We start from the raw sequence: 23,341 nt of genomic DNA, 5'->3' as shown, positions 1-23,341 counted from the left end.
ACTTCTTATCCGGCGCGTGTGAGACCAAACTCGTCAGCGATCCCGTGGAAGGTGAGTTCGGCTGCGATGAAGAGGACGATCAGGCCCATGATGCGGTTCAGGACGTCGATGCCGGTGGGTCCCACCGCAGTCAGGACCTGGTCCGCGTGTACGAAGGCAAGGTAGGTCACTGCCAGGACCAGGGCAATGCCTGCCAACCAGCCAGGAAAGTCGAGCCAGCTGTCGACGCGGTTAGAGAAGCCAAGTACGACAGCCAGGGCTCCGGGTCCTGCCAGCAGCGGAAAGGCCAACGGTGTGAAGTAGATCACGCCGGAAGGCTGCTGCCCACTAGCCGGTGTGAGCGGCTGTGAAAGCATTTGCCACCCTGTGTAGCCCAGGATGAGCCCGCCGACGAACTCGACGGCAGCCAGAGAGATGCCGAAATACTCAAGGATGAAGTGGCCGACTGCAAGGAAGACCACAAGCACGAGCATGGCGGACGCAACCGCTTTCAGTGCCACCGCTTTACGATATGAGTGGGTCGCTGAGGGCGTGAGCGCAAGGAAGGTGGGAATGTTCCCAATTGGATCCACAATGGGAAAGAGCGCAGCGAAAGCTACACCCAGAGAGACTGCCACGTCTTTCATTTATTGCGCCCCAATCCCGCAGTAGACCCAGACCAGCGTAACTCCCAGGTAGTCGCACGACATGTAACGGAGTACCTGTAATTCTCTCCGGCCGCGTCAGCGTCGAACACGGACCGGTTCAGGTTGCGTTGTGGGTGAGGACGCGGGGGCGCTCGATGTGGGCTCGTCGTCCGGCAGCGGTGTTGACGTAGCCGGCGAGCTTGAGCGCGCTGCGGATCAGGTCGCGGAGGGCAGCGAACACGCCGGGCGCGTTGTGGGTCCTGACCTGGGACTTGTCCTCGTTGAAGGTGACATCTCGACACCAGTGGACGGCATTTTCCACGGTCCAGTGCCCGCGAGCCCAGGACGCGATCTCGACTGCGTTCGCTTCCTCGGCGGGCAGGTCGGTGATGGCGTAGACGGTCTGGCTGGACCATCTTTTCGCCCCGTAGAGACGGCGACGGCGCTGGATCCGCAGAACCTGGGCCGCGTGCGGGAAGAGCAGGCCCTCGACGGCCGTCCTGGTCGACGGCCCGCCACAAGTACCTCTGCACCCCGCCGATCTTGACGAAGACCTCATCCAGGTGCCACTTATCGCCCAGCCGCAGGCGCCTGCGCCTGCGGCTGCGGCTGCGGCGCAGCACGTTGGCATAGGCCTGACCGAACTTCAGACACCACCGCCGGACCGTCTCATACGAGACGACGATGCCCCGCTCGAGCATCAACTCCTCCACCTCACGGAACGAGAGCGGGAAACGGAAGTACAGCCACACACAGTGCGCGATCACCTCGGCCGGGTAACGGTGATTCTTGTACAACAGCTTCCTCGACAACACGAACGGGCCCCTCCCCAGACAGACCAACCCGAAGATCATCCCACCGCCACCGACAACGTGACGGTGCCCACGGCCCGCCTCCCCCAACACACACCCACACACCCACAAAATACAAACGCCCCACCCAACGCTAAAAAAGGAAAAAAGGGATGCGCTACACCCGCCGGACACTCGCCATCACCACAGCCCTCCTCGCCCTCACCGGAATCACCACCACCGCACACGCCGACAACAACGGTGACAACAAGGACGGGAAGAGCAACATCTGCTACATCCACGTCGAAGGCAACCACAACCACAACGCCTGCGGCAGCATCAAATACGGCAACAACGCCACCACCGGACAAGGACACGCCGTCACCGGACTCGGAGTAACCGACGACCCCGACGGACCTTTACCACGGATGCATTCCCCGTCCTCTCGAACACGACGGTTGGCTTCCCTGCAGCCGATTGTCCGGCAACCGCGCCGTATCTGCGCAATCAGACGTACTTCGATACCACCCTCTTCCCTATCTGGGCTATCCAGCAGGGAGTACAGCTGAACATTCTGACGCCTGGCTTCCAACCGATCAACCTGGTTGTCAGTGGACCCAATGCTAATTGGGCCAACGACACTAGTGACGGATTCGTCACTGGGTACCGTGACAACAGTGGGCGCATTCATAATTCGTCACTTGCCGACGCTGGGTTTTCGCTAACTCTCCACTGCTCAAAATTCCCGGCAAACGGCTATTCGGAGCCTAATACACTTCTGGGCTAACCAGGGGGCTCTATCCCCTGAGTTCCGCAGTTCGTGGGCACGGATGATCCCCCGGGTGTCGGTGCAGGTCACGAGGCTGCGGGGTGTCCGCCGCGGAAAAGCGTGGGCACACGCCTACAAGAGAATCCTTGCAATGGGCGGGGCACTGTCACATTGAGCCTTTTCCAACCTGCTGGTCGAGCCGGGTAGTTGGGCTGACGGTGCTGTCACGTTGTCGGTGGCGGGGTGGGATGATCTTCGGGTTGTCCGTCTGGGGAGGGACCGATCGTGTCGTCGAGTGCGCCGTCGTACGCGAGCCACCGCTACCCGGCCGAGGTCATCGCGCACTGTGTGTGGCTGTACTTCCGCTTCCCGCTCTCCTTCCGGGAGGTGGAGGAGATGATGCTTGAGCGGGGCGTGACCGTCTCCCACGAGAGCATCCGCCGCTGGTGTCTGAAGTTCGGCCAGACGTACGCGAACAGCCTGCGCCGGCGGCACCCGCGGCCGGGCGATAAATGGCATCTGGACGAGGTCTTCGTCAAGATCGGCGGGGTGCGGAAGTACTTGTGGCGGGCCGTCGACGCCGACGGCAACGTCCTCGACATCCTGGTCCAGAACCGTCGCGACAAGGCCGCGGCCAGCAGGTTCTTCCGCAGGCTCCTCACCACCACCGGACAGGTGCCCCGGGTGATCGTCACCGACAAGCTGAAGTCGTACGGGGCTGCGCACCGTGAGGTGATGCCCTCGGTCGAGCACCGCTCCCACAAGGGGTTGAACAACCGGGCGGAGAACTCCCACCAGCCCACCCGGCAGCGGGAACGGGCGATGAAAGGGTTCCGCAGCGTCGGCGGGGCGCAGCGGTTCCTGTCGGCGTTCACCGGGATCTCACCCCACTTCCGCCCCCACCGGCACCTGCTGACCGCCGGCCGGTACCGCCTCGAAATGAGAGTCCGCTTCACCATCTGGAACCACATCACCGGCACCACCGGCATGCCCGCCACCGCCTGAACCAGGGACCAAAACCGGGCCCCGCCATGCCCTGACGCAGCCTCAGGCGATCACGCCCTCGACAACGTGACAGTGCCAGTTGGTCTACTGGCAGATCCCGGATGAAGACGCGTCCCGGCTCCGCGCCACCAGCAAGGACGCGCAAGAATATTATCCAGAGGTCAAAGAGCCGACCACACGGACCGTCTACACCCAAGCCGGATACAACAAAGCCATCCTGAGAAACGGCATCAGAAAGATCCGCCTTAACAGCACGAAAGGCGACGGCAAATTCACGATCAACGGCCCACACTACCCGATCGTCGTCGAAGCCATGGGGAATTCTGACGTAACCGTCACCGACGCTGACATCACCGTCAAAGAGTGGGCCACAGTCACCGCTCGGAACGCGGCTGTCGACTGCCGCAGCGGCTATGTCACCATGACCGGCGGAACCGCAAACATCTCCGGCGGCATCGTCCACGCCACTGACACCCACCGCCGGCTGCACTGTACTGGTGGCGAGACTCACGCGTACGGCAGATATGAGGCGTTCGTAAGCGGGGGAACGTTCCATTCTCACGGCAGGGGCGTGGTCACTGCCGAAGGCCAGTCCGAGATTATCGCGGACAATGGGTGTGTGAGGATGTTGGCGGTCGAGGCCACTGTGCAAGCTCAAGGCCCTGCACGCGTCATCGCCTGGCAGGGTACCGTCTGGGCCACTGGTGGTGCCCGCATCGACGCCCTGGGCGGGTACGGCTACGGCGAATCATATGCCCACATTGTAGCCGACGGCTGCTACATCAAAGCAGGAGGCAAGGCACGTATCGTCGCACGCGCGGGCACCATTGTGGTCGCCCAGGACGAGGCAATCGTGGAAGCGGACGATACCTGCACTGTACACCATCGGGAACAGCGTCGAAATCAACTGCAAAGTCAAAACCATCGCAATAGCCGACATTACTGCCGCAGGTACTGATTTCTCATACTAAGAGCTTGTAACAGGATCTTGCTGAAGTGGCCTGGTGGGCCTGACCGGTGTGACGATTCGGCCGTTCGGGAGGGTGTGAGTACTCGCCGGTGGATCGTGGACGACGACTTGTGGTTGCTGATCGAGCCGTTGCTGCCGCCTTGGCCGGAGCGGTCACCGGGGCCGCGGCCGGTGGCGGACCGGCTGTGCCTGCAGGGGATCTTGTATGTGCTCTGCAACGACATCGCCTGGCAACTGCTTCCGCCTGAGCTGGGGTTCGGCTCCGGACAGACGTGCTGGCGGCGACTGGAGCGGTGGCAGAAGGCCGGGGTCTTCGGCCAGCTCCACCGGATCCTGCTCGCCGAGCTGCATGCGGCGGGCCAGCTCGACTGGTCACGGGCCTGCGTGGACGGTTCCCACATCCGGGCGGAAAAAGGGGGATCCGACACCGGTCCGTCGCCGGTCGACCGGCGGAAGACGTGCAGCAAACACCACCTGATCTGCGACGGACGTGGTACTCCGCTCAGGGTCATCACCACTGCGGCGAACGTCAACGACGTCACCCAGACGCTCGCCCTGGCCGACGGCATTCCGCCCGTCGCGGGCAGGCCCGGACGGCCCCGACGACGCCCCGAGGCCCTGCTCGGCGACAAGGGCTACGACTCGAACCCGAACCGCGATGAGCTGCGCAAACGCCGGATCCGAGCTTGTCACGTTGTCGGTGGCGGGGTGGGATGATCTTCGGGTTGTCCGTCTGTGGAGGGGGCCGTACGTGTCGTCGAGTGCGCCGTCGTACGCGAATCACCGCTACCCGGTCGAGATCATCGCGCACTGCGTGTGGCTGTACTTCCGCTTCCCGCTCTCCTTCCGTGAGGTCGAGGAGCTGATGCTCGAGCGCGGCATCGTCGTCTCGTATGAGACGGTCCGCCGGTGGTGTCTGAAGTTCGTCCAGACCTACGCCAACGCCCTGCGCCGCAGGCGCCCGCGACCCGGCGACAAGTGGCACCTCGACGAGGTCTTCATCAAGATCCGCGGAGTGCAGAAGTACCTGTGGCGCGCCGTCGATGCCGACGGGAACGTCCTCGACATCCTGGTCCAGAACCGGCACGACAAGGTTGCGGCCAGGCGTTTCTTCCGCCGGCTCCTCACCACCACCGGCCAGGTACCCCGGGTGATCATCACCGACAAGCTTCGCTCCTACGGGGCTGCGCACCGGGAGGTGATGCCCTCGGTGGAACACCGCTCCCACAAGGGACTGAACAACCGGGCGGAGAACTCCCACCAGCCCACCCGGCAGCGGGAACGGACGATGAAAGGATTCCGCAGTGTCGGCGGGGCGCAGCGGTTCCTGTCGGCGTTCACCGGGATCTCACCCCACTTCCGGCCCCACCGCCACCTGATGACTGCAGGCCGGTACCGCTTCGAAATGAGGGGCCGCTTCACCATCTGGAACCAGATCACCAGCGCCGCCGGCGTGCTCGCCACGGCCTGAGCGTTGGACCAGACCGGGCCCCATCATGCCCTGACGCACCATCAACCAGCCACACCACCGACAACGTGACAAGGCCTCGTGCAGACGATCCGGCGGATCTCCGAGTCGAACTGCAGGAACGGGACGAACTCGGCCCAGGCGCTCTCCCACAACCGGACGATCGCCGGGTACTTCTGCCCCCATTCCTCGCAGAATTCGAGGAACCGGCTGGTGGCCGCGTCTTCGGTGGGAGCGGTGTAGACGGGCCTCAGAGCTTTGGCGATCTTGTCCCAGTCCTGGCGGCCCGCATAGCGGAACGAGGCGCGAAGGAGGTGAACGACGCAGGTCTGGACGACGGTCTGGGGCCAGACCTCGCCGACCGCGTCGGGCAGGCCCTTCAAGCCGTCACAGACCAGCATCAGGACGTCCTCCACTCCGCGGTTCTTCAGCTCGGTCAAGACCCGCAGCCAGTGCTTGGCTCCTTCCCCGCCTTCGCCGCCGGCCCACAGCCCGAGGATGTCGCGGTGGCCTTCGGCCGTGACCGCGAGAGCCACGTAGATGGGGCGGTTGGCGACCTGGCCGTCGCGGATCTGCACGTTGATGCAGTCGATGAACACGACTGGATAGACGCGGTCGAGGGGCCTTGCCTGCCATTCGGCCATGCCCTCCATCACCGAGTCGGTGATCGTGGAGATGGTCTGCTTGGAGACCTGGGCTCCGTAGACCTCGGCCAGGTGGGCGGAGATCTCGCCGTGGGTGAGGCCCTTCGCGGAGAGCGACAGGACCATCTCGTCGACGCCGGTCAGCCGACGCTGACGCTTCTTCACGATCTGCGGCTCGAACGCTCCCTCGCGGTCCCGCGGCACGTCGATCTCGACCGGCCCGACGTCGGTGACGACGGTCTTGGAGCGTTTGCCGTTCCTCGAGTTGCCGCCGTTCTTGCCCGCGGAGTCGTGCCGGTCGTAACCGAGATGGTCCGTCATCTCGCCCTCGAGAGCGGACTCCAGCAGCCGCTTGGTCAGCTGCTGGAGCAGACCGCCCTCGCCCGTCAGCTACAGGCCCTCGGCCTGAGCCCGGGCCACGAGCTCGTTCAGGAACCGGTCATCGACAGCCACCGACGAGGCCCCAGCCTCAGACGCTATAGCTATGTTCTCGCTGGTCACAGGTGCAATCCTCCATGATCGGAGTTGCACCGTTCCATTTACAGGCCCGTGTGACGCCCCGGCGTTGCTCCGCGTTGCGCGTGACGGCCTGGTCGGTCGGCCTTGGTGCCCTGGACCTGCATGACTCGGGCGTCACAGCTGCCGTGATGCCCGTGACGCCGGGCCTCCTTCCGAGGCGCCGTGGGGCGGTTACCGGGAACCGGCAACCGCCCGATGTCTCTGACCGTTTTGGTCCCCAGGGGTCGCCCGCTGGCAGCCGTATGAAAGAGGCCACCCGGCCGCGCGTCGGTGGCCTCTTCGTCTCGCGGCCGTGCCGAGGGAGGGCGCAGCGTCCGCAGGGACTTTCCCTGGAGACAGCTTTGACCTGCGGTGATGCTCCTAGCTGGGGGTGTGGTACTGCGGACGATGCCGGACGCTAGCCGACTTGTCTGCCAGCTCGCCGCGACCGCCTGGCCGGGCCGCCTGTGGGCAGCCAGAGGGGTCTCGATCCCCACCAATTGCGACAAACAGTGACCGGAGGGTGAGACTCGACTCCCGCCCGCGCCCCAGCTCAGCGCGAGAGCGTGATGTCTTGGTGGCCAGCTAGGCCGGGACTGATGAAGTACCAGTTCACGAGGGCGGTCCCTTCCTTGAAGGGTTTGGCGGGGGCCGGGTTGACTGAGAACTTTGCCACCTTGTGCTCAGGGCTGCCTGTGCAGGGGACGTCCAGGGAGAGTCGGGCAAGCGGGTTCTCGTGTCCGGTGCCCTGAGAGAGGCGCAGGTCGATCTTCTGAGTGCCGGCTTCTTTAGGGCAGTTGACCTCTACCGGGACATCAATGACGACATGGAGCGGACTGGTTCCATCATGCTTGAGCGTTCCGTCACCAATGGAGATGGTCCAAGATCCGGGTGTCGGGGCTGCGCTTGCCACGGCTACACCTGTCGTGAGCACGACTGCGGCTGTGGCGGCGGAGCCGAGGGCGAGTCGAATACGCATCCTGTGCTCCTGTGGGTGGGGGTTTGGAGAATCCGCGAGCGACGTGCACAACACGGTCCTTTTGGTGCCCTGAGCCAAGCGATCGGGAGATGTGGCCAGGCAGGCTGCTGTCCTGGCCCGCGGGGTGCGCCGCGCATGCCGTGCGTGCTGGACGGTGCACCAACGCCTTGGAGAGCATTCCGGTCCGGTTGCTGCCCACAGTGCGGTCCTCCTCCAACCAGGCTAGGCACACAATCGGGCCGCATGCATCTCGGAGGCGCTGTCACCTTGTTCGGGCGGTCTGGGATGATCTTCGGGTTGTGGGTGTCCGGGTGGGGTGGGGTTCGTGTCGTCTGTGGTGCCGTCGTACAAGAACCACCGTTACCCGGCCGATGTCATCTCGCACTGCGTGTGGCTGTATTTCTGCTTCCCGCTCTCCTTCCGTGAGGTGGAGGAGATGATGCTCGAGCGCGGCATCGTCGTCTCCCACGAGACCATCCGCCGGTGGTGCCTGAAGTTCGGTCAGGCGTACGCGAACAGCCTGCGCCGGCGGCACCCGCGGCCGGGCGATAAATGGCATCTGGACGAGGTCTTCGTCAAGATCGGCGGGGTGCGGAAGTACTTGTGGCGGGCCGTCGACGCCGACGGCAACGTCCTCGACATCCTGGTCCAGAACCGGCGTGACAAGGCCGCGGCCAGCAGGTTCTTCCGCAGGCTCCTCACCACCACCGGACAGGTGCCCCGGGTGATCGTCACCGACAAGCTGAAGTCGTACGGGGCTGCGCACCGTGAGGTGATGCCCTCGGTCGAGAACCGCTCCCACAAGGGGTTGAACAACCGGGCGGAGAACTCCCACCAGCCCACCCGGCAGCGCGAACGCGCGATGAAAGGATTCCGCAGCGTCGGCGGGGCGCAACGGTTCCTGTCGGCGTTCACCGGGATCTCACCCCACTTCCGCCCCCACCGCCACCTCATAACCGCCGGCCGGTACCGCCTCGAAATGAGGGTCCGCTTCACCATCTGGACCCAGATCACCGGCGCCGCCGGCCTGCCCGCCACAGCCTGAACAACAGCCCCCGACAGGCCCATCACACCCTGCCGCACCATCAGGCGATCACGCCCTCGATAACGTGACTGTGAGGATGGTCGGGTGCCGCTGCGAGCGGGTGGTCTGACCCGTAACGTGACTGGCCCTGATGCCTTGGTGTTGATCTGTCGGCCGCCTGCTCGCAGTGGTGCGTGCTGCCGCCGGGCAGGGGATGTGTCCCGATAGGGGCCTCGCGACAGGCACCGTCACAGTCTTGACCGCCCCGGCCCGGCGACGGCCACCGTTCCCGAGGCGATCACATCCCCGCCCAGTCGGAAGAGGTACTGCTCGGCGTCGACACCCACAAGGACGTCCACGCTGAATCATTCTGACTTAGAGATAGACAATGGAATCAAGACACTCCACCAATTCACCCAACCGAACGGCCAAGCCTCCCCCACACCACCACCCCACCCCACCCAAAATACAACCACCACACCCAACAGAAACGAAAGAAGACCAGATGCGCTACACACGCACCGCACTCACCATCACCACAACCCTCCTCGCCCTCACCGCACTCGGCAACACCGCACACGCCGACAGCAAAAACAAAGACGGGAAAAGCAATAGCTGCTACATCAAGGTCGTCGGGAACCATAATCATGACGCCTGCGGCAACATCGAGTACGGCAACAACGCTACGACCGGAGCCGGACACCAGGTCTTCACTGGAGATACCCGACTGAGGGATGCCGCGTACAATTGCTTCGAAATTGCCAACCACACAGGCGATACGTTCATGCTGGACGCTGCCAACACTGACCCAGGAGATGGAAATTCCTGGTACGGCGGCCTTCCTCAATCTCCCATCCCCGCCGAAGATACCTTCTTCACCGCTGGTTGCACCAACGGCCCAAACCAATTCGCGCTAGCAACCATCGCATACTCAAATGGGAGCGGCAAATTCCAGGGATCAATCGCCGACAACAGCACCGGCGGTGACCCCGTCGTGCGCGGCGCCACAACTGGATACGATATTTGCCTTACTGGCGCATACGTCGCGAGTGCCGCGCAGCTGACCATCGATGTCTACCCGAAGGGGCAAGGCAACGGCACCAACTGCATCCATGGATGATGGCTGGTACTACAGCGGCAGATCTTCTTGGCGGGGACTGTCACGTTGTCCGGGTCTGACACGAAAATGAAGTGAACCGTGCAGGTCAGCTGGTCGGGATTGGATCGAAGCGGACGGTGAGTCCGAGGCTGTTGGCTTCTTTGATCATGCGGCGCATGGCGCGTGCGGGGTCGCGTTTGGCGAAGTAGTCGACGCCGAGGTCACGGTAGGGCTCGTGGTCGTGCAGCACGTGCCAGATGGCGATGGCGAGCTTGTGCATGACGGCGACCATGGCTCGTCTGCCGCCTCGACGGGCGGAGATGCGTCGGAAGAACACGGCGAGGTAGGAGTCCTTGTTCCGGACCGCGGCCATGGCAGCCGTCCCAAGCAGGCGTTTGAGATTGCTGTTGCCCGGTCGGGTGCGGCCGGACCTGTTCACTCCGGCCGACTCATTCTGTCCCGGGCAGACGCCGATCCAGGAGGCGAGGTGGTGGGCTGTGGCGAACTGGGCCATGTCCCCGCCCGTCTCGGCGATGATGATCTCGGCGGCGAGCCGCCCGATCCCCGGGATGGTGTCGAGGTGGTCCAGGGCTTGTTCCCGTCCGGCCAGGAGCCCGGCGATCCGGGTGTCAAAGGCGGCGACGATGGTGCTCAGCCGGTCGATCTCGTCCAGGTAGTGCCGGATCATGAACGCATGGTGGTCGGTGAACTCGCCGTCCAGGGCCTCGATGAGTGCGGGGATCTTGTTGCGGGCCTTGCCGCAGGCCAGGTCGGACAGTTCCTCGGGATCCCGCTCGCCGTTGATCAGGGCCTCCAGGATGGCACGTCCGCTTGCACCGACCACGTTGCTGAGGACCGAGGAGAGTTTCATGCCGGTGTCCTCGAGTTCCTTCTCCAGCCGCTGGGCCTCCCGGCCCGCAGCCCTGACGATCTCCGTCCGGCGCCGGGTCAGGTCCCGCAGCTCACGGATCTCCCGGTCGGGGACGAACGAGCCCATGGCCATGCCGGACGCGCCGGCCCTGGCGAGAAAAGCTGCGTCACTCGGGTCGGTTTTGCGCCCGCGGATCCCTTTGAGGTGTGCGGGATTGACGAACATCAGATGCAGGTGCGGCTGGAGCATGTAGTACACACTTCGCCAGTAGTCCGAGGTCGCTTCCATGACAACTACCTCGACGCGGGCTGCGAGGAGCCATGCCAGCAGGCGGCGGATCTCAGCGCGGGTGGTGCCGAATCGCTCGGTCTCCAGGCTCCAGCTTCCCGGTCGCGTGGGGCTGGGTGTGCGGGTGCAGGCGAGCAGAAAGCGCTTGCCTAGGTCCACTCCTGCCGAGCGTAGATGGATGACCTCGTCTTTCACGTCCTGCCGGGCCACGATGTGCCCCCCTCTCCGTCCGCGCGGTAGTGCTGCGGTGTCCCGGAGGGGTCGGGGAAGAGGCGGAGTCTGACACACGTGCTCCGGACAGCGGCGATGCTGTTCCTGGCACAATCCGTGGTTCCCTGAACGACCCCCATTGCCATCCTGTACGGCGAGCTCACTGGCATCGCAGACCCATCGGCTGACCGGAACACCCCGGCCCATTTTCCTGTCTCCGAGGTGATCAGCGCAGCGATTCTGGCCCACCTGTACGGTCAACGGTGTAACTCCCGATCCAGTAAGTAGCACCTGATGAGCGACGTGACTGTCTCGGTCGAGGCGGTTGAAGAGGTCCGGCCCGATATTGCGGCGGACCTGCTGGATGACCAGTTGATCGGGCAGCTGGTCGACCGGGCTCGAGCCGGTGGGCTGCAGCTGACTGGCGAGGGCGGGCTGCTTCAGCAGCTGACCAAGCGGGTCCTGGAGTCCGCCTTGGAGGGCGAGATCACCGACCACCTCGGCTATGAGAAGCACGATCCGGCGCGGGCAGCGGGAACTCCCGCAACGGCGTCCGGCCCAAGACTGTGCAGACCGACGTCGGGCCGGTCGAGATCGAAGTGCCGCGTGACCGCGAGGGCAGCTTCGAGCCGCACATCGTCAAGAAGCGCCAGCGGCGCCTGACCGGCGTGGACGAGATGGTGCTGTCGTTGTCTGCGCGGGGACTGACGCAGGCGTTGTCACGTTATCGAGGGCGTGATCGCCTGATGGTGCGGCAGGGTGTGATGGGCCTGTCGGGGGCTGTTGTTCAGGCTGTGGCGGGCAGGCCGGCGGCGCCGGTGATCTGGGTCCAGATGGTGAAGCGGACCCTCATTTCGAGGCGGTACCGGCTGCCGGTTATGAGGTGGCGGTGGGGGCGGAAGTGGGGTGAGATCCCGGTGAACGCCGACAGGAACCGTTGCGCCCCGCCGACGCTGCGGAATCCTTTCATCGCGCGTTCGCGCTGCCGGGTGGGCTGGTGGGAGTTCTCCGCCCGGTTGTTCAACCCCTTGTGGGAGCGGTGCTCGACCGAGGGCATCACCTCACGGTGCGCAGCCCCGTACGACTTCAGCTTGTCGGTGACGATCACCCGGGGCACCTGTCCGGTGGTGGTGAGGAGCCTGCGGAAGAACCTGCTGGCCGCGGCCTTGTCACGCCGGTTCTGGACCAGGATGTCGAGGACGTTGCCGTCGGCGTCGACGGCCCGCCACAAGTACTTCCGCACCCCGCCGATCTTGACGAAGACCTCGTCCAGATGCCATTTATCGCCCGGCCGCGGGTGCCGCCGGCGCAGGCTGTTCGCGTACGCCTGACCGAACTTCAGGCACCACCGGCGGATGGTCTCGTGGGAGACGACGATGCCGCGCTCGAGCATCATCTCCTCCACCTCACGGAAGGAGAGCGGGAAGCAGAAATACAGCCACACGCAGTGCGAGATGACATCGGCCGGGTAACGGTGGTTCTTGTACGACGGCACCACAGACGACACGAACCCCACCCCACCCGGACACCCACAACCCGAAGATCATCCCAGACCGCCGAACAAGGTGACAGCGCCCTTCGAGGAGGTCCGCATCGGACTCCACGTACCCGAACACGTCCTGCGCCCACACACCGACGCATCCCCCACCAGCCCGGCAGGCCGGATCCGGGAATCCCGGCGGCCGAGCACCGATCGGGTCGTCCTCCCGCAGTTCGCGCGGAGCCCGGAGAGGGACAGCCTCGGCTGTTCCTGGTACGTGCTCCCCAAGTCCCCCAATACAGCCCGGCCCCACACGGGCCCTCCCCAGTAGAGGAGCCCAGCGCAAGCACCTAGCCGCGCTCCCCCAGGACGTGCTGCGCCTGCCGCTGCCCGGCCTGCGGCCCGACGTCGCCGCAGCGGTCCGCTTGCTGAGGCACGCCGCCGAGGAGGATGGCGGCGGTCGGGAGCCAGCGGAGCCGTGGTGGTCGGCGAACTCGCTGCGCCCGGCCGTTTTGAACGACATGGCCCGCCACCGCAGCACTCTCGCCCGCGTGCCGGAGAAGTGGCAGACCACCCAGCGGGCCCGCGACCTGCTGTATCTGATCAGCAACGGTAGCGGTATCGACAGCCGCACCCTCGCCCACCAGGCCGGCCTCCCTCTGAACACCACCGTGCGCCTCCTGGACTGGCTGCGTGAGCAGCGGCTCGTCGAATCCGTCGCTGGCGCCTACTTCACCGGACCGGTGATGGACCTCGTCACCCGCCCCGACCCCGGCAAGCGGATGCTCAAGCGCGCCCTGGAACAACTGCGCGACGAGCTCGGCGCCGCCGTCTACGTCAGCATCTACGCCCACGGTGAGATCGAGGTGAAAGTCTCCGCTCACAGCCCCACCGCCCCGCCCGTCGACGAATGGGCTCCGTTCACCGACACCGCCCACGCCAGCGCGGTCGGCAAGAGCCTGCTGGCTCAGCTCGACTTCGACTCACGTATGGACCACCTCAGCCGCTACCCCTCGGTCCCTCTCACCGACCGCACGATCACCAGTCGGCGGGCTCTGATCGAAGCCATCGACGAGTCTGGGCCGCACGCCGCGCAGTTCGACCTCCTTGAGTACTCCGACAAGGAAGTCTGCGTCGCGTTCTCCCTCGGGCTGCCCGGCCGGGCCTCCAGCATCGCCCTGTCGCTGCCGGCCCGAGACCACGCCCGCCTGATCCCTGCCGCCCAGGAACTCAGCCGGCGCGCCACCGGTCTGCTCTTGGCACACCTCATCTCCGACGACAACCCACCAACGGCCGCCACCAGCACGGGCGAGAAGCAGCCCCGGCGCGCACTTCCCTAGTCAGCGGGCAATCGCGGCTCCGCGGCAGTCGGCGGGTCTACGTGCGGTCCTGGGTGCTAGCGGCGTGAGCACCCAGGACCCACACGACGAGGGCGAGCGAGGACGAATCATCGGACCTGCGGTTCGGTGGGGTGCTAACGGCGTTAGCACCCCAGGCACGCATGAGGCCGCGCAGGGGATTCCCTGCGCGGCCTCATGCGCTCTATGCGGAGTTAGTCGTTTCCGTGAGCTGCCAGCAGGCGCTCCAGGAGGACCTCACGCTGCGCGGCGTCCATCTTCTCGAACACGAGGTCGGCGACCTTGTGGCCGTCGTCCCAGGGCGCCTGCGCCTGCGGAACAGGCAGCAATCGGGGAAGTGCCGTCTCATAGGCGGTGACGCTGCCGGCATCAGAAGACGGTAGCGCTCCTGCTGACGGCTGTGGCGCTTGCACTGCCTGGGGTGTGGTGGCCGCAGGTGGGGTGCTAACGGCGTTAGCACCCTTTTCCGTCTGGTCCCGCCTTCGCTGCTTGGTAGCCCGCCGCTCAAGAGCTTCCTGAGCGGCTTCCTGCTGCTTCTGCGCAGGCAGCTGCCCCACGTTCCGTGCGATCTCGACTGGAAGGCTGCGGTCCTCCACGGCGGCCTGCAGCTCGGGAGTCAGCTTCAGCAAGGCGATCCGCTGGGTTACCCAGGGGCTGGACTTGCCCAGAGCGCGTGCGACGGCCCGCTGGGATCCGTGTACCTCGACGAGACGCTCGAGGGCCTTCGCCTCGTCGAGCGGGTCCAGGCTTTCGTGCTGAACGGCTGCGGTGAGGGCGGTCTCCAGAAGGGTGTCAGCGGTTTCGGCGAGGGTGTCGTCCACGTGTACCGGAACGTCGTCCAGGCCGGCGAGGCGTGCGGCGGCAAGCCGTCGGTTGCCGTCCACGACTACGAACGCCGCGCGTCCGAGCTCCTGCTGGCCGGGGTGGGCGTCGAGGAAGGCCGACCGGGTGACGACGGTGAGGGGCTGGATGACTCCGCGCGAGGCGAGGCTGTCGGCGAGTTCCTCGATGGACCGCAGCTCTACACGGGGGTTGAAGGGGTTGTGTGCCAGGCCCTCCACCGACATCCGGAGGGTTTCCTGCCGGCCTACGGCCGGCTCACTTCCCTGGCCGGAGAACCGGGCGAAGCTGGCGGCGCGGCTGCTCATCGGCTGAGCAACAGCGGCGAACGTGGGGGAGTCCCCCAGCATGTCTGCCTTGCTCATGCGGTCCTCAATCCTCGTGCGATTTGCCTCATCTGGTGTGACTGCTCGCAGTCGGGCGCGTAGTCCAGAAGGCCCCGCTGCTTACGGACCGCCTCCCGCTGTTCCTTGACGTCGGGGATGACGGCGAGAACAGGGGGCGTGCCGAGGCTCTTCCACTTCTCCAGAGAGGAGGTGGCGATGTACCCGCGCCGGCTGTCGAACTTGTTGACGACGAGGCCGAGCTGCTCGATGACGATCTCGAAGTCCCGGGAGAGGGAGTCGATCTGCTGGATCAGCATCCCGTACGCCTGGGCGGAAGTGTCCTCGGCTTCAACGGGAACGATCAGACCGCAGGTGCCGGGCTTCTCATCGTCACGCTGACGACCGTAGGTGAGGGCTGCGTCCATGGCGAGGCCGAGGCTGGGCGGGGAGTCCACGACGATGACATCGAATTGGTCTTCGAGCGGGGCCAGGGCGCGCTCAAGGGCGGCGTGGCGCGGTCCCCGGAAGACGGTGAGGCCAGAGTCGAGAAGGAAGGCGTCGAACGCGGCGGGCAGGATGCTCAGTCGGCCGCCGAAGCGGTCACCCTCTATGGCGACGGTCAGGTCCAGCAGCGGCTGCTTGGCCTGGTCGCGGTGGAGCATGTGCGTGATGAGGCTTTCCTCACCGGCGGGGATGGCGGTGAGGCCGAGCTGGTGGGTGAGGTGGCCCTGGGGGTCGTAGTCGACCAGGAGGACGCGTTGGCCGGCTTCAGCGAGCGCTTGGGCCACGCCGGCGGAGACGGCAGTCTTGCCGACGCCGCCCTTCTGGTTGCAGACGATTAGGCGGCGGGTGACCTGCTGGGGGGCGGCCGGGTTGTCGTCCAGCCAGAGCACGACGGCCTGAGCCAAGCCCTGGATGTAGGAGACGCCGCGGTCACGGCAGTCGGCCTTGAAGTCCTCGTAGAGACCCTCGGGCAGGTACGTCCCGAAGGAATCGGCCTTGGCGGTGTTGACGGTGGGAAGCTCGTCGGTGCAGGCACGCCACGCCTGAATGCCTGCGGCCACGGCATCCTGCATGTCCGTCTGGAGCTGTGCTGCACGGACCTTCAGGGCCTGCTGGAGGTGAGCGGGCATTTTGGAGACGAGCTTCTCCCGCTCCTCTCCCGGGTTCGGAGATGACATGGACGGCAGCATACTGCCGCTACACCCGTTCCCGGTGATCCAGTAGGCGCGTTTTGCCGATTTCTCACGGCAGTTACTCACTGAGTGCTAACGCCGTTAGCACCCCCGTGGGCGCTAACGCCGACGGCACCCCTTCCCCACACTCCACGGTTACGCGGAACGGCTGCGGGATGCCCGGCCGTCGGTTCAGCATGAGCCCCATGCCCAAGACCCTGAAGTTCACCGGCGAAGAGAAGAACATGACGCTCGACGAGATCGAGGAGTTCGTGAAAGCAGCGCGTGCTGCCGAGGTCCCCGGCGACAGCAACGTCAGCGCTGTCGTGAGCACCAGCGGCAAGATCAAGGAGATGGAGGTCGAGGTCGACTCCTAGGCCTCTGCATCTACCTCAGACCCAGCACCCACCACCAAACGCGAAAAGGCCCGGCTCCCCCGCAGAACATTGCGGGGGAGCCGAGCCTTCATGTCAGGCCATCCAGCTCGCGGGGGCGCCTCCATCAGGGTTGGGGGATGCAGGCGATGGCCGCCAGTGCGGCGGGGTGCCGCAGGCCGGTGGTCTTCGCGCGGGACTGGTCGACGGTGGCCTGGTCTTCGGGGGTGAGTGCGCCGGGGCTGCCGCAGCGGCGGAAGCGTCTGATCATCGGGCTGTCTCCTGCTCGGCGGTGGCGGTGCGCAGGCTGGCGGGCGTCTTGAGGACGCGCGGCGGATGGACATGCAGGTGCTCGAGTACCACCTCGCGGCCACGGTCGCGGAGTGCTTGGGCCAGGAGTTCGGCAAGACCGCTAGCACTTTTCCGGACTAAGGACAGCCGGACCTACGTTCGATGCATGAAGACGAGTGCGCGATCATCTGGACCGTGACTTCTATGACTCCGTCCGGGCCCCTCGCCGCTGAGAACAACCGGATCAAGGTGTGGTTCCGGTTTGTGCCGCGTGAAGGCTGGCTGCCCCATGACACCGAGGGGCTGTGGGCAATGCGGCTGAGCACCGATACCGCCCGGGTGGAGAACGTCCCCTTCCTGCAGAACGGGGTCGCCGAGGGCGAGATCGTGCGCTTCGAGACGGAATGCAGATGGTCTCCACTGGTCGAAGGAACGGGTGGAGGCATCGGGCAACTGCACCATCCGCGTCCTGCCCATTCCGTCCGGTCCGCTGGGACGAAGCGCTCACGCTGTTCACGAGCGGCTGTTGCCGTTCGGCCTGGGTGGGGAGGTCTTCAGCGAAGAGTTCCCCTTGGTCGCCTTCAACGTGCCAGCCGATGCAGATCTCAGCGGGATCAAGGCACTGCTCGTCCGCGGTGTCGAGGACGGGTGGTGGCACTTTGAGGTCGGCTGTGTAACCAATGCATGGCGCGAGGCATAGCCCAGCAACCAGCGCCTGCCTCACTGCGGCGTGTTCAGGACGCGGGGGAGGTGGACGTGGAGGTGCTCGACTTCGACGTAACGACCGTGTTCGCGGAGCGCTCGGGCAAGGAGTTCTGTAAGTCCGCTGGCCCTTTTCCGGACTAAGACGCCGCTTCTCTTGGTGGGTCGGTGCCGGGCATCATGGTCATCGACGACAGCCCATGCCCGAGAGGACGAGTGCGGCAGGTGTTTGGAGACGTACGGACAGTCCTGACGGACCTGTGGCAGCGGCATTGGCCGGACTGCCCGCCGGTTGGTTACAAGCTCCGCGACCCGTACCGCAATGTCTGGGTACGCTTCCACAGCCTGCCGGAGTCGAAGCGATACGCAGAGGACGAGAGCGAGTACGTCGTCGTCCTGGAGCGGCATAACACGGTCCTCGATGAGTTGTTCACTGGTGGGGATGTGTACGTGATCACGCCGGTCTGGACGGCCGAAGCCGACGTTCCGCCGCTCCAGCCTGACGCTGCCTACTGGCAGAGCCTGCTGGTGCAAGACGATCCCGACCCGGAGTTCCGCACCTACTGCCATCTCTTCGCCGTCCGCCAGCCCTGGCGACATGGCTGCCTCGACGCATTGCTCCGTGACATTGCGGACGACAAGGTGGGGGGAGTCCTCGTCACTGATCTCCAGATGCGGCGCATCTACCACCCTTATGACGGGGGCGCCGACGTCTTCCTCACCACGCCTGAGGAACGGGACCTGACGCGTGAGCGGCATGCCCAGTGGCTTTCCAGCAGCCCGTCGGGGCTTTGACGGATCAGCGTCACTACGCTGCCCACTTCTTGTTGCGGATGACGTCCTGGACTCCGGGAGAACCGTCAAGACCGAGGATGGCGCGGGCGGCGCCAGGACAGGAGGCCGCTCGCGACATCCTCGATACGGTCAGCGGCCGGCGGGACCGGCGTGCCGTCCGGGCTCGCGGGGATCGGAGTCTCCTGTCTCTGGCGGGGGTGCGGGATCGGTGATGAGGGGCATTCCGAGGACGACCAGTTGAGGGCGTCCGTCGGTGCGGCTGTTCTTGAGGCTGTTGAGCTTGGCCATCGCGGCGTCGAAACTGACCTGGAGTCCTTCGAGCTCGCCGAGCCAGCCGTTCCCGATGGCTTCGGTGATGCGCTCGCGGAGGTTCTGGATGATCTCGATGAGGCGAGGCCGCTGGCAGGGGTCCATCAGGAGAACGGGGCAGCGAATGCGGGCGTGTTCGTGCTCGCAGGGGGTGCCATAAGGGCGCCCGCAGGTGCCGAGGGAGACCTTGCGGAGCTCGAAGTGCTGCTGGAAGTCGTGCCACTCCGCCGCGGTCGGCTCGCGGTACTCCTCTTGGGGGCGCTCGGCCCGGCGCCGGTCGAGGAAGCCTCGGTAGGTGCGTACCAGGTCGTCCTGGAAGACGGCGAGGTATGCCTGGGTGGTGGTCAATGTTTTGTGACCGAGGATGCGGGCTGCGATGTGAACGGGCAGTCCGCCGGTGACGGCCTCGGTCGTGAACATCCTTCGGAAGTCGTGCGGTGTGTAGCGCAAGGGCTCGCCAGCCTGGTCGCGGAGTCCGGTGGCCTCCAGGGTCCGGTCCAGAGCGCGCTTGATACCGGCCTCGCTCATGACCTGCGGCTGCCAGTAAGGGCGGCGCTGGAACAGATGCGGCAGCTGGGGGCCCGTGACGCGCTCGTGTGAGTCGTAGCGTGAGATCAGCGGGACTTTCCCGCCATTGGCATCGCGCAGGCGCTTGATGTCGCGGGCTGCCCGGTTCGAGAACCCAAGCCGTGCAGGAAGGCGTCGACCTCACCCGGCGGCAGCGCCTCATGCCGACCCCTGGCCGTCAGGAGAGCATCCCCAGCAGGTCATCAGAAGTGTCGAAGATCCACGTGATGTCAGCACGCATCCGCACCAGAGCCTCGCCTCTGCTCTCCACGTCCATGGACAGCTGCTTCCACATGACGTACCTGGAGCGTTCCCGCCTGCCGGCCGCCTCGGTGTCGTGCCGGACTGCTTCGGCATGGAAGTCGTGGCGGATCGAGTCCAGCGCCTGCTGGTAGCTCATGAGCAGGTCCACGACCTGGGTGCGGTTCAGCTCAGCACGCTGCTCGAACGCTTCTGCGATGTTCTGGAGGTCCATGCCGTAGAGGCGCAGAGTGCTCAGGGTCCGCGAGTGGAGTGCCCTTCCGAAGGTGCGACGCTCACGGTCACCCACCTCACCGACCTTCCGAGTGATCCTCGCCGTCATGACCGCCTCGTCGCGCAGATCCTCTACCAGCCTGCGCACGGCCAGGTTGGGGTCCAGGGGCTGACGGCGCACGATGGCGGCCGGCTCATGTGGCCGACGGTCATCCGGTTCCATGTCCTCGACCGGTCCCACCCGCTCTGGACGCGGGGCCAACGGCTCCGCGCAGCGTTCCGGGGGCACCGGGAACCTTCGGGTCCACAGACTGACCAGGCCCGATTCAGTGTGGAGGCTGGCGCCGACCGTCTCACGCATGCTTTCTGCGTGTTCGTGGAGAAGCCTCTCGAGAGCCTCATCGGCATCGGTCCGGTTCGGCTGGTCATTCATCAGACGCCCCTCCTTCTCCGCGTCCAGTCCCTGCCACGTCCAGCAGTTCCTTCAACCGTTGCCGCCCTCTCTTCGCATTCGTGCGCAGAGCGGGCTCCTTCTTGCCGGTGAATGCGGCGATCTCGGCGTAGTCGAAGCCGTCGAGCTGCCAGGCGATCACCTCCCGTTGCGCCTGCGGCAGCTGCTGAACTGCCGCGAGGATCCGCTCCTGGGACTCGCTGAGAATCACCTCGAGGACGGGGCAGGTTCCGCCCGGACGATCAGGAACCACATCGGACGGTGACTCACGATGACCGGACTGCCTGAGGTATTTCGTCCACGCGACCCTGCGGAGGTAGGCACGTGGATGCGCCACCGTGCGCCAGCGATCCGGCAGCAGCTCGATGAACGCCTCGTGTGCTGCATCGGCTGCCTCGTAGGGGGTCGCACCCCGGTACATGAGGTGGACGGTCAGCGCTCTCATCTCCACGATGTAGAGGGCCTCGAAGTCGTCTCGTAACACTCGCACCAGTGTGTGCCGCTGCTGCAGGACCTCCTGGGAAGCGGCTACCGGGGACTCGGTCATCGTCACCTCGATCCGCTTCGGCCGGCGATCCCGACCTCGATCTCCACGCACCTGGTGCCGTCTCGCTCGACCAGCTTGCTGCCGACGGGCAGCGAACGCACCCGCTCCGACAGGCCGGCTTGAACCAACTCGGTCCTCTTGACTTCGAAGCGTTCGTTGACCCAGCGATACAGCAGCCGGGTCAGGTATCCGGCAGTCACCACCACCGCACCGACGATCACAGCAGGGTCCATCCGTACCCCTCCACCATGGCGGCGCTCACTGCCCCGCGTCCGCCCCCTAAAGCACGAGAGGGGCCCTCGCGTGACACTTCCTGGTCAAGTGGGGTGCGTGGCGAGGCGCATCACGGCGGGGAGCACTCCCCGTTGGCCGCGCGCCGCTCACGAGTCGACGGCATGGGGCGCTCTGGGCACGAGGTCCGGCGGATCTCCGTACGGCATCAGGAGCAGCGTGGAGTGCCTGAAGGCCGAGGGTGTCGGTGACGGGTGAGAAGTGGACCGTTGGCGTCGCTTGGGTTCTCACGCCCGTCGCAACGTTCCTTGATCATTAGGGGTGTGTCGATGGCGCGGCGCTCCCCGCTCCCGTGCAGAACTCAGCCAGGCTGGGCAGATGGCCGAGTCACCCCATACCCCCGACGAGGCGTCCGAAGAGCCAGAGGAATCACGAACACCTCGGCTACTACCGAGGGGTGGGGCGACCTTCATCTACGTTGGAAGCGCAGGAGTCCTTCTGGCGTTCTTGGTGGTAGGGATCACTCTCTACCTTGACGAGTGGCACGCCAGAAATCAGGAGAGACGGGTATCCAGCTCCGCACCGTCGGCTGGGGGCATGGCGCTGCACCTCAAAGTCACGGCTCAGAGGGTTGACCCCGGCGCCGGCGAGGTGATGCTGAGCGTCCTGCCCTTGCCCCAGAAGTCCTTGGGAGCGCGACCACTTCAAGCGGATCTCCCGTTCCCATCCGGATGATCTTTGTGAACTCCGACCCCTTCTTCGTCATGAATCCGACCAGCTCCGTCTCAATCCCCGAGTCTGCCGGCCTTGTGCTGAGCATCCACAGGTCTCGAAGCACCTGGATTTTTACCGCGTTCATGATGTTGGCCATGTGGGGGCTGGCCCTTGCCGTGCTGGCGGGAGCGGTCATCCTGGTACACAAGAAGGAGGGATTGACCTGGCCGGCTCTGGGCTGGATGGCCGCGACCTTGTTTGCCCTCGTCGGCTTCCGGCATGACGTCAGCAAGCTCATCCGCCTCAAGCTCAACGAGCGAGAAGCGGGCGAATAGGGTCCGGCAGGAACATCGCTGCAGCCGTCATACGGGTGGGAGTCTCTGACGAGCAACTCTGCGGCCGAACGCGTCGAGTTCTGCCCGGCCAACGACGTTCAAGGGCATCCGAACCTCACGCGGCCGTCACAGCAGGCGGGCCTTCGCCAGCCGTTCCGCGACGGCCGGCTTGTCGAGGTAGCGGCGTACGTCGTGGGCCTTGAGCTTTCCGTTGTTCACCTTGACGTCCGTGACGCCGACGGCGAGGTGGCCGAGGCCGCCGCCCTTGTTGACCGGGTCGTTGGGCGCGTAGAGGTTGGTCCACTCCACTCCCGCCGGGACGGACAGCGGGACACCGGGGGTGTGCACGCCCTTCCTGACGGCCAGCCAGCTCAGCGGGGACCCGCACGTGATCAGGGACAGCACCCCCGGCCCGCCGTCCGCGGCGGCCGGAACCTCGTCCCGGCCGAGCATGTCGTAGAACACCACACTGCCCAGGGAATGGGCGATGACCATCCGCGCTCCGGTGGCCGCCAGCGCCGCCCCCACCTCGGCGCGCACGGCTTCCGCCGTTTCCTCCTGGCGCAGATAGCCGTGCGCCTCGCGCACCAGCCAGAGCAGATGGCCCGTCACGCCCTTGCCCGCCACCCGGTCCACGGCGTGGGCCCGGCGCAGGATCCGAGGCGTGAGCCGGCCCGCGCCCAGTGTCTGGCCGCCCATCGGCGAATCGTCTTCCAGCGCCACGGCCGTCGGCGCGTACGCCGCCAGCGCCTCGAGGATGAAGGCCTCTTCCTCCTCCTCGACGGGGGCGTCGTCGTCGGCCGTGTCCGGGCCCAGGCGCATGAACCGGGTCGCCGTCTTCGGGTACACGCCCTGGTACGAGGGGACGGTGAGCCTGACGGGGCCCGCCGTCGCGTCGAGTCCCGAGGTGGACAGGGCCTTGGCCACCCCGTCCTGCCACGTCCGGCTCAGCCCCTCCGTCGTGGCCGACGCCCCCTGCCTGATGCCGTGCACCCCGACGACCTGCAGAACGTTCATGCTCTCCCCCTACCCGCCCGCCCACCGGGCCTCTGCCCTGGGCCGATCGTAACCACGGCCGCCCGCCCCCCGCTCCCGATAGGCTGAGGACGCCCTGCGCGCCGTACCTCGCG

At 65.7% G+C, this 23,341-nt stretch carries 22 protein-coding genes and 6 pseudogenes; 13 read left to right on the top strand and 15 right to left on the bottom strand.

The window, feature by feature from the left end:
* Positions 1 to 5: 5 nt before the first annotated feature.
* From ACTVZO_RS42950 to ACTVZO_RS42940, 3 genes and pseudogenes are all read right to left on the bottom strand, one after another.
* Positions 6 to 626: a MarC family protein gene (locus tag ACTVZO_RS42950; RefSeq protein ID WP_443304026.1), complete on the bottom strand. Its 621-nt coding sequence runs from the start codon at positions 624 to 626 to the stop codon at positions 6 to 8.
* A gap of 118 nt (positions 627 to 744) precedes the next feature.
* A pseudogene (locus ACTVZO_RS42945) lies at positions 745 to 1,119 on the bottom strand (transposase); the annotation flags it as partial.
* A gap of 1 nt (position 1,120) precedes the next feature.
* A pseudogene (locus tag ACTVZO_RS42940) lies at positions 1,121 to 1,480 on the bottom strand (IS6 family transposase); the annotation flags it as partial.
* 110 nt (positions 1,481 to 1,590) lie between these two features.
* Between ACTVZO_RS42940 and ACTVZO_RS42935 the strand changes: the two are divergent.
* The 5 genes from ACTVZO_RS42935 to ACTVZO_RS42915 all read left to right on the top strand — a co-directional run bounded on the left by ACTVZO_RS42935 (position 1,591) and on the right by ACTVZO_RS42915 (position 5,632).
* Positions 1,591 to 1,986, top strand: coding sequence for a hypothetical protein (locus tag ACTVZO_RS42935; protein WP_443304025.1), 396 nt, complete (start codon positions 1,591 to 1,593; stop codon positions 1,984 to 1,986).
* A gap of 482 nt (positions 1,987 to 2,468) precedes the next feature.
* The gene (locus ACTVZO_RS42930; protein WP_443304059.1) at positions 2,469 to 3,191 is read left to right on the top strand and encodes an IS6 family transposase; all 723 of its coding nucleotides are present in this window, start codon (positions 2,469 to 2,471) and stop codon (positions 3,189 to 3,191) included.
* 79 nt (positions 3,192 to 3,270) lie between these two features.
* Entirely contained in the window at positions 3,271 to 4,149 is an 879-nt protein-coding gene (locus ACTVZO_RS42925) for a hypothetical protein (protein ID WP_443304024.1), read from the top strand.
* A gap of 108 nt (positions 4,150 to 4,257) precedes the next feature.
* The gene (locus tag ACTVZO_RS42920; protein ID WP_443304023.1) at positions 4,258 to 4,878 is read left to right on the top strand and encodes an IS5 family transposase; all 621 of its coding nucleotides are present in this window, start codon (positions 4,258 to 4,260) and stop codon (positions 4,876 to 4,878) included.
* 34 nt (positions 4,879 to 4,912) lie between these two features.
* The gene (locus ACTVZO_RS42915; RefSeq protein ID WP_443304022.1) at positions 4,913 to 5,632 is read left to right on the top strand and encodes an IS6 family transposase; all 720 of its coding nucleotides are present in this window, start codon (positions 4,913 to 4,915) and stop codon (positions 5,630 to 5,632) included.
* A gap of 77 nt (positions 5,633 to 5,709) precedes the next feature.
* Here the strand turns inward: ACTVZO_RS42915 and ACTVZO_RS42910 are convergent.
* Both ACTVZO_RS42910 and ACTVZO_RS42905 read right to left on the bottom strand, forming a co-directional pair.
* Positions 5,710 to 6,759, bottom strand: a pseudogene (locus tag ACTVZO_RS42910) (IS256 family transposase); the annotation flags it as partial.
* 565 nt (positions 6,760 to 7,324) lie between these two features.
* Positions 7,325 to 7,750 carry a hypothetical protein gene (locus ACTVZO_RS42905; protein WP_443304021.1) on the bottom strand — a complete coding sequence of 142 codons (426 nt, stop codon included), beginning with the start codon at positions 7,748 to 7,750 and terminating at the stop codon, positions 7,325 to 7,327.
* 325 nt (positions 7,751 to 8,075) lie between these two features.
* On the opposite strand from ACTVZO_RS42905, the gene ACTVZO_RS42900 reads away from it, so the two are divergent.
* Together ACTVZO_RS42900 and ACTVZO_RS42895 are read left to right on the top strand one after the other, a co-directional pair.
* Positions 8,076 to 8,795, top strand: coding sequence for an IS6 family transposase (locus ACTVZO_RS42900; protein ID WP_443304020.1), 720 nt, complete (start codon positions 8,076 to 8,078; stop codon positions 8,793 to 8,795).
* Between the two features lie 484 nt (positions 8,796 to 9,279).
* On the top strand, positions 9,280 to 9,894 hold the full coding sequence (locus ACTVZO_RS42895; RefSeq protein WP_443304019.1) for a hypothetical protein: 615 nt from the start codon (positions 9,280 to 9,282) through the stop codon (positions 9,892 to 9,894).
* 85 nt (positions 9,895 to 9,979) lie between these two features.
* Here the strand turns inward: ACTVZO_RS42895 and ACTVZO_RS42890 are convergent, their stop codons facing one another.
* Positions 9,980 to 11,449 (bottom strand): IS110 family transposase, encoded by a 1,470-nt coding sequence (locus tag ACTVZO_RS42890; protein ID WP_443304058.1) that lies wholly within the window; start codon positions 11,447 to 11,449, stop codon positions 9,980 to 9,982.
* Positions 11,450 to 11,545: 96 nt separating this feature from the next.
* On the opposite strand from ACTVZO_RS42890, the pseudogene ACTVZO_RS42885 reads away from it, so the two are divergent.
* Positions 11,546 to 11,952: pseudogene (locus tag ACTVZO_RS42885) on the top strand (transposase); the annotation flags it as partial.
* Positions 11,953 to 12,029: 77 nt separating this feature from the next.
* Here the strand turns inward: ACTVZO_RS42885 and ACTVZO_RS42880 are convergent.
* The gene (locus ACTVZO_RS42880; protein WP_443304018.1) at positions 12,030 to 12,749 is read right to left on the bottom strand and encodes an IS6 family transposase; all 720 of its coding nucleotides are present in this window, start codon (positions 12,747 to 12,749) and stop codon (positions 12,030 to 12,032) included.
* A gap of 344 nt (positions 12,750 to 13,093) precedes the next feature.
* Between ACTVZO_RS42880 and ACTVZO_RS42875 the strand changes: the two genes are divergently transcribed.
* The gene (locus tag ACTVZO_RS42875) at positions 13,094 to 14,062 is read left to right on the top strand and encodes an IclR family transcriptional regulator domain-containing protein (protein ID WP_443304017.1); all 969 of its coding nucleotides are present in this window, start codon (positions 13,094 to 13,096) and stop codon (positions 14,060 to 14,062) included.
* Positions 14,063 to 14,274: 212 nt separating this feature from the next.
* On the opposite strand, the gene ACTVZO_RS42870 is transcribed toward ACTVZO_RS42875, so the two are convergent.
* Both ACTVZO_RS42870 and ACTVZO_RS42865 read right to left on the bottom strand, forming a co-directional pair.
* A complete protein-coding gene (locus ACTVZO_RS42870) occupies positions 14,275 to 15,285 on the bottom strand; it encodes a ParB/RepB/Spo0J family partition protein (RefSeq protein WP_443304016.1) in 1,011 nt (336 codons plus the stop codon).
* Complete coding sequence (locus ACTVZO_RS42865; protein WP_443304015.1) at positions 15,282 to 16,427, bottom strand: ParA family protein; 1,146 nt, start codon at positions 16,425 to 16,427, stop codon at positions 15,282 to 15,284. The genes ACTVZO_RS42870 and ACTVZO_RS42865 overlap by 4 nt, the downstream gene beginning before the upstream one ends.
* A 200-nt stretch (positions 16,428 to 16,627) precedes the next feature.
* On the opposite strand from ACTVZO_RS42865, the gene ACTVZO_RS42860 reads away from it, so the two are divergent.
* Positions 16,628 to 16,798 carry a hypothetical protein gene (locus ACTVZO_RS42860; RefSeq protein WP_443304014.1) on the top strand — a complete coding sequence of 57 codons (171 nt, stop codon included), beginning with the start codon at positions 16,628 to 16,630 and terminating at the stop codon, positions 16,796 to 16,798.
* Positions 16,799 to 16,922: 124 nt separating this feature from the next.
* Here the strand turns inward: ACTVZO_RS42860 and ACTVZO_RS42855 are convergent, their stop codons facing one another.
* Entirely contained in the window at positions 16,923 to 17,066 is a 144-nt protein-coding gene (locus tag ACTVZO_RS42855; RefSeq protein WP_443304012.1) for a hypothetical protein, read from the bottom strand.
* A 224-nt stretch (positions 17,067 to 17,290) separates the two neighbouring features.
* Between ACTVZO_RS42855 and ACTVZO_RS42850 the strand changes: the two are divergent.
* Positions 17,291 to 17,786: pseudogene (locus ACTVZO_RS42850) on the top strand (DUF4265 domain-containing protein).
* A 182-nt stretch (positions 17,787 to 17,968) separates the two neighbouring features.
* Entirely contained in the window at positions 17,969 to 18,583 is a 615-nt protein-coding gene (locus ACTVZO_RS42845; protein ID WP_443304011.1) for a DUF3885 domain-containing protein, read from the top strand.
* Between the two features lie 129 nt (positions 18,584 to 18,712).
* Here ACTVZO_RS42845 and ACTVZO_RS42840 read toward each other — a convergent pair whose 3' ends face one another.
* From ACTVZO_RS42840 to ACTVZO_RS42825, 4 genes are all read right to left on the bottom strand, one after another.
* Positions 18,713 to 19,456: a tyrosine-type recombinase/integrase gene (locus ACTVZO_RS42840; protein WP_443304057.1), complete on the bottom strand. Its 744-nt coding sequence runs from the start codon at positions 19,454 to 19,456 to the stop codon at positions 18,713 to 18,715.
* Positions 19,457 to 19,637: 181 nt separating this feature from the next.
* Positions 19,638 to 20,366 (bottom strand): hypothetical protein, encoded by a 729-nt coding sequence (locus tag ACTVZO_RS42835; protein ID WP_443304010.1) that lies wholly within the window; start codon positions 20,364 to 20,366, stop codon positions 19,638 to 19,640.
* Complete coding sequence (locus ACTVZO_RS42830) at positions 20,359 to 20,868, bottom strand: RNA polymerase sigma factor (RefSeq protein WP_443304009.1); 510 nt, start codon at positions 20,866 to 20,868, stop codon at positions 20,359 to 20,361. Before ACTVZO_RS42830 ends, ACTVZO_RS42835 begins: the two co-directional genes overlap by 8 nt.
* Before the next feature lie 65 nt (positions 20,869 to 20,933).
* Positions 20,934 to 21,164 carry a hypothetical protein gene (locus ACTVZO_RS42825; protein ID WP_443304008.1) on the bottom strand — a complete coding sequence of 77 codons (231 nt, stop codon included), beginning with the start codon at positions 21,162 to 21,164 and terminating at the stop codon, positions 20,934 to 20,936.
* Positions 21,165 to 21,869: 705 nt separating this feature from the next.
* Between ACTVZO_RS42825 and ACTVZO_RS42820 the strand changes: the two are divergent.
* A pseudogene (locus ACTVZO_RS42820) lies at positions 21,870 to 22,211 on the top strand (DUF4436 family protein); the annotation flags it as partial.
* 126 nt (positions 22,212 to 22,337) lie between these two features.
* Here the strand turns inward: ACTVZO_RS42820 and ACTVZO_RS42815 are convergent.
* Complete coding sequence (locus ACTVZO_RS42815) at positions 22,338 to 23,228, bottom strand: hypothetical protein (RefSeq protein WP_443304007.1); 891 nt, start codon at positions 23,226 to 23,228, stop codon at positions 22,338 to 22,340.
* Between the last annotated feature and the right edge of the window lie 113 nt (positions 23,229 to 23,341).

This window comes from Streptomyces sp. IBSNAI002, assembly GCF_052244475.1.
Taxonomy (GTDB): Bacteria; Actinomycetota; Actinomycetes; order Streptomycetales; family Streptomycetaceae; genus Streptomyces.
Note: the sequence above shows the minus strand (reverse complement) of the source record. Positions and strands in the feature narration are given on the sequence as shown.

What these genes read in the sequence shown, in the direction of transcription:
- ACTVZO_RS42855 (WP_443304012.1), bottom strand. Translation starts at nt 17,066, where the DNA reads ATGATCAGACGCTTCCGCCGCTGCGGCAGCCCCGGCGCACTCACCCCC.
- ACTVZO_RS42835 (WP_443304010.1), bottom strand. Translation starts at nt 20,366, where the DNA reads ATGAATGACCAGCCGAACCGGACCGATGCCGATGAGGCTCTCGAGAGG.
- ACTVZO_RS42845 (WP_443304011.1), top strand. Translation starts at nt 17,969, where the DNA reads ATGGTCATCGACGACAGCCCATGCCCGAGAGGACGAGTGCGGCAGGTG.
- ACTVZO_RS42870 (WP_443304016.1), bottom strand. Translation starts at nt 15,285, where the DNA reads ATGAGCAAGGCAGACATGCTGGGGGACTCCCCCACGTTCGCCGCTGTT.
- ACTVZO_RS42860 (WP_443304014.1), top strand. Translation starts at nt 16,628, where the DNA reads ATGCCCAAGACCCTGAAGTTCACCGGCGAAGAGAAGAACATGACGCTC.
- ACTVZO_RS42865 (WP_443304015.1), bottom strand. Translation starts at nt 16,427, where the DNA reads ATGTCATCTCCGAACCCGGGAGAGGAGCGGGAGAAGCTCGTCTCCAAA.
- ACTVZO_RS42825 (WP_443304008.1), bottom strand. Translation starts at nt 21,164, where the DNA reads ATGGACCCTGCTGTGATCGTCGGTGCGGTGGTGGTGACTGCCGGATAC.
- ACTVZO_RS42905 (WP_443304021.1), bottom strand. Translation starts at nt 7,750, where the DNA reads ATGCGTATTCGACTCGCCCTCGGCTCCGCCGCCACAGCCGCAGTCGTG.
- ACTVZO_RS42935 (WP_443304025.1), top strand. Translation starts at nt 1,591, where the DNA reads ATGCGCTACACCCGCCGGACACTCGCCATCACCACAGCCCTCCTCGCC.
- ACTVZO_RS42895 (WP_443304019.1), top strand. Translation starts at nt 9,280, where the DNA reads ATGCGCTACACACGCACCGCACTCACCATCACCACAACCCTCCTCGCC.
- ACTVZO_RS42815 (WP_443304007.1), bottom strand. Translation starts at nt 23,228, where the DNA reads ATGAACGTTCTGCAGGTCGTCGGGGTGCACGGCATCAGGCAGGGGGCG.
- ACTVZO_RS42890 (WP_443304058.1), bottom strand. Translation starts at nt 11,449, where the DNA reads ATGGGCCGGGGTGTTCCGGTCAGCCGATGGGTCTGCGATGCCAGTGAG.
- ACTVZO_RS42950 (WP_443304026.1), bottom strand. Translation starts at nt 626, where the DNA reads ATGAAAGACGTGGCAGTCTCTCTGGGTGTAGCTTTCGCTGCGCTCTTT.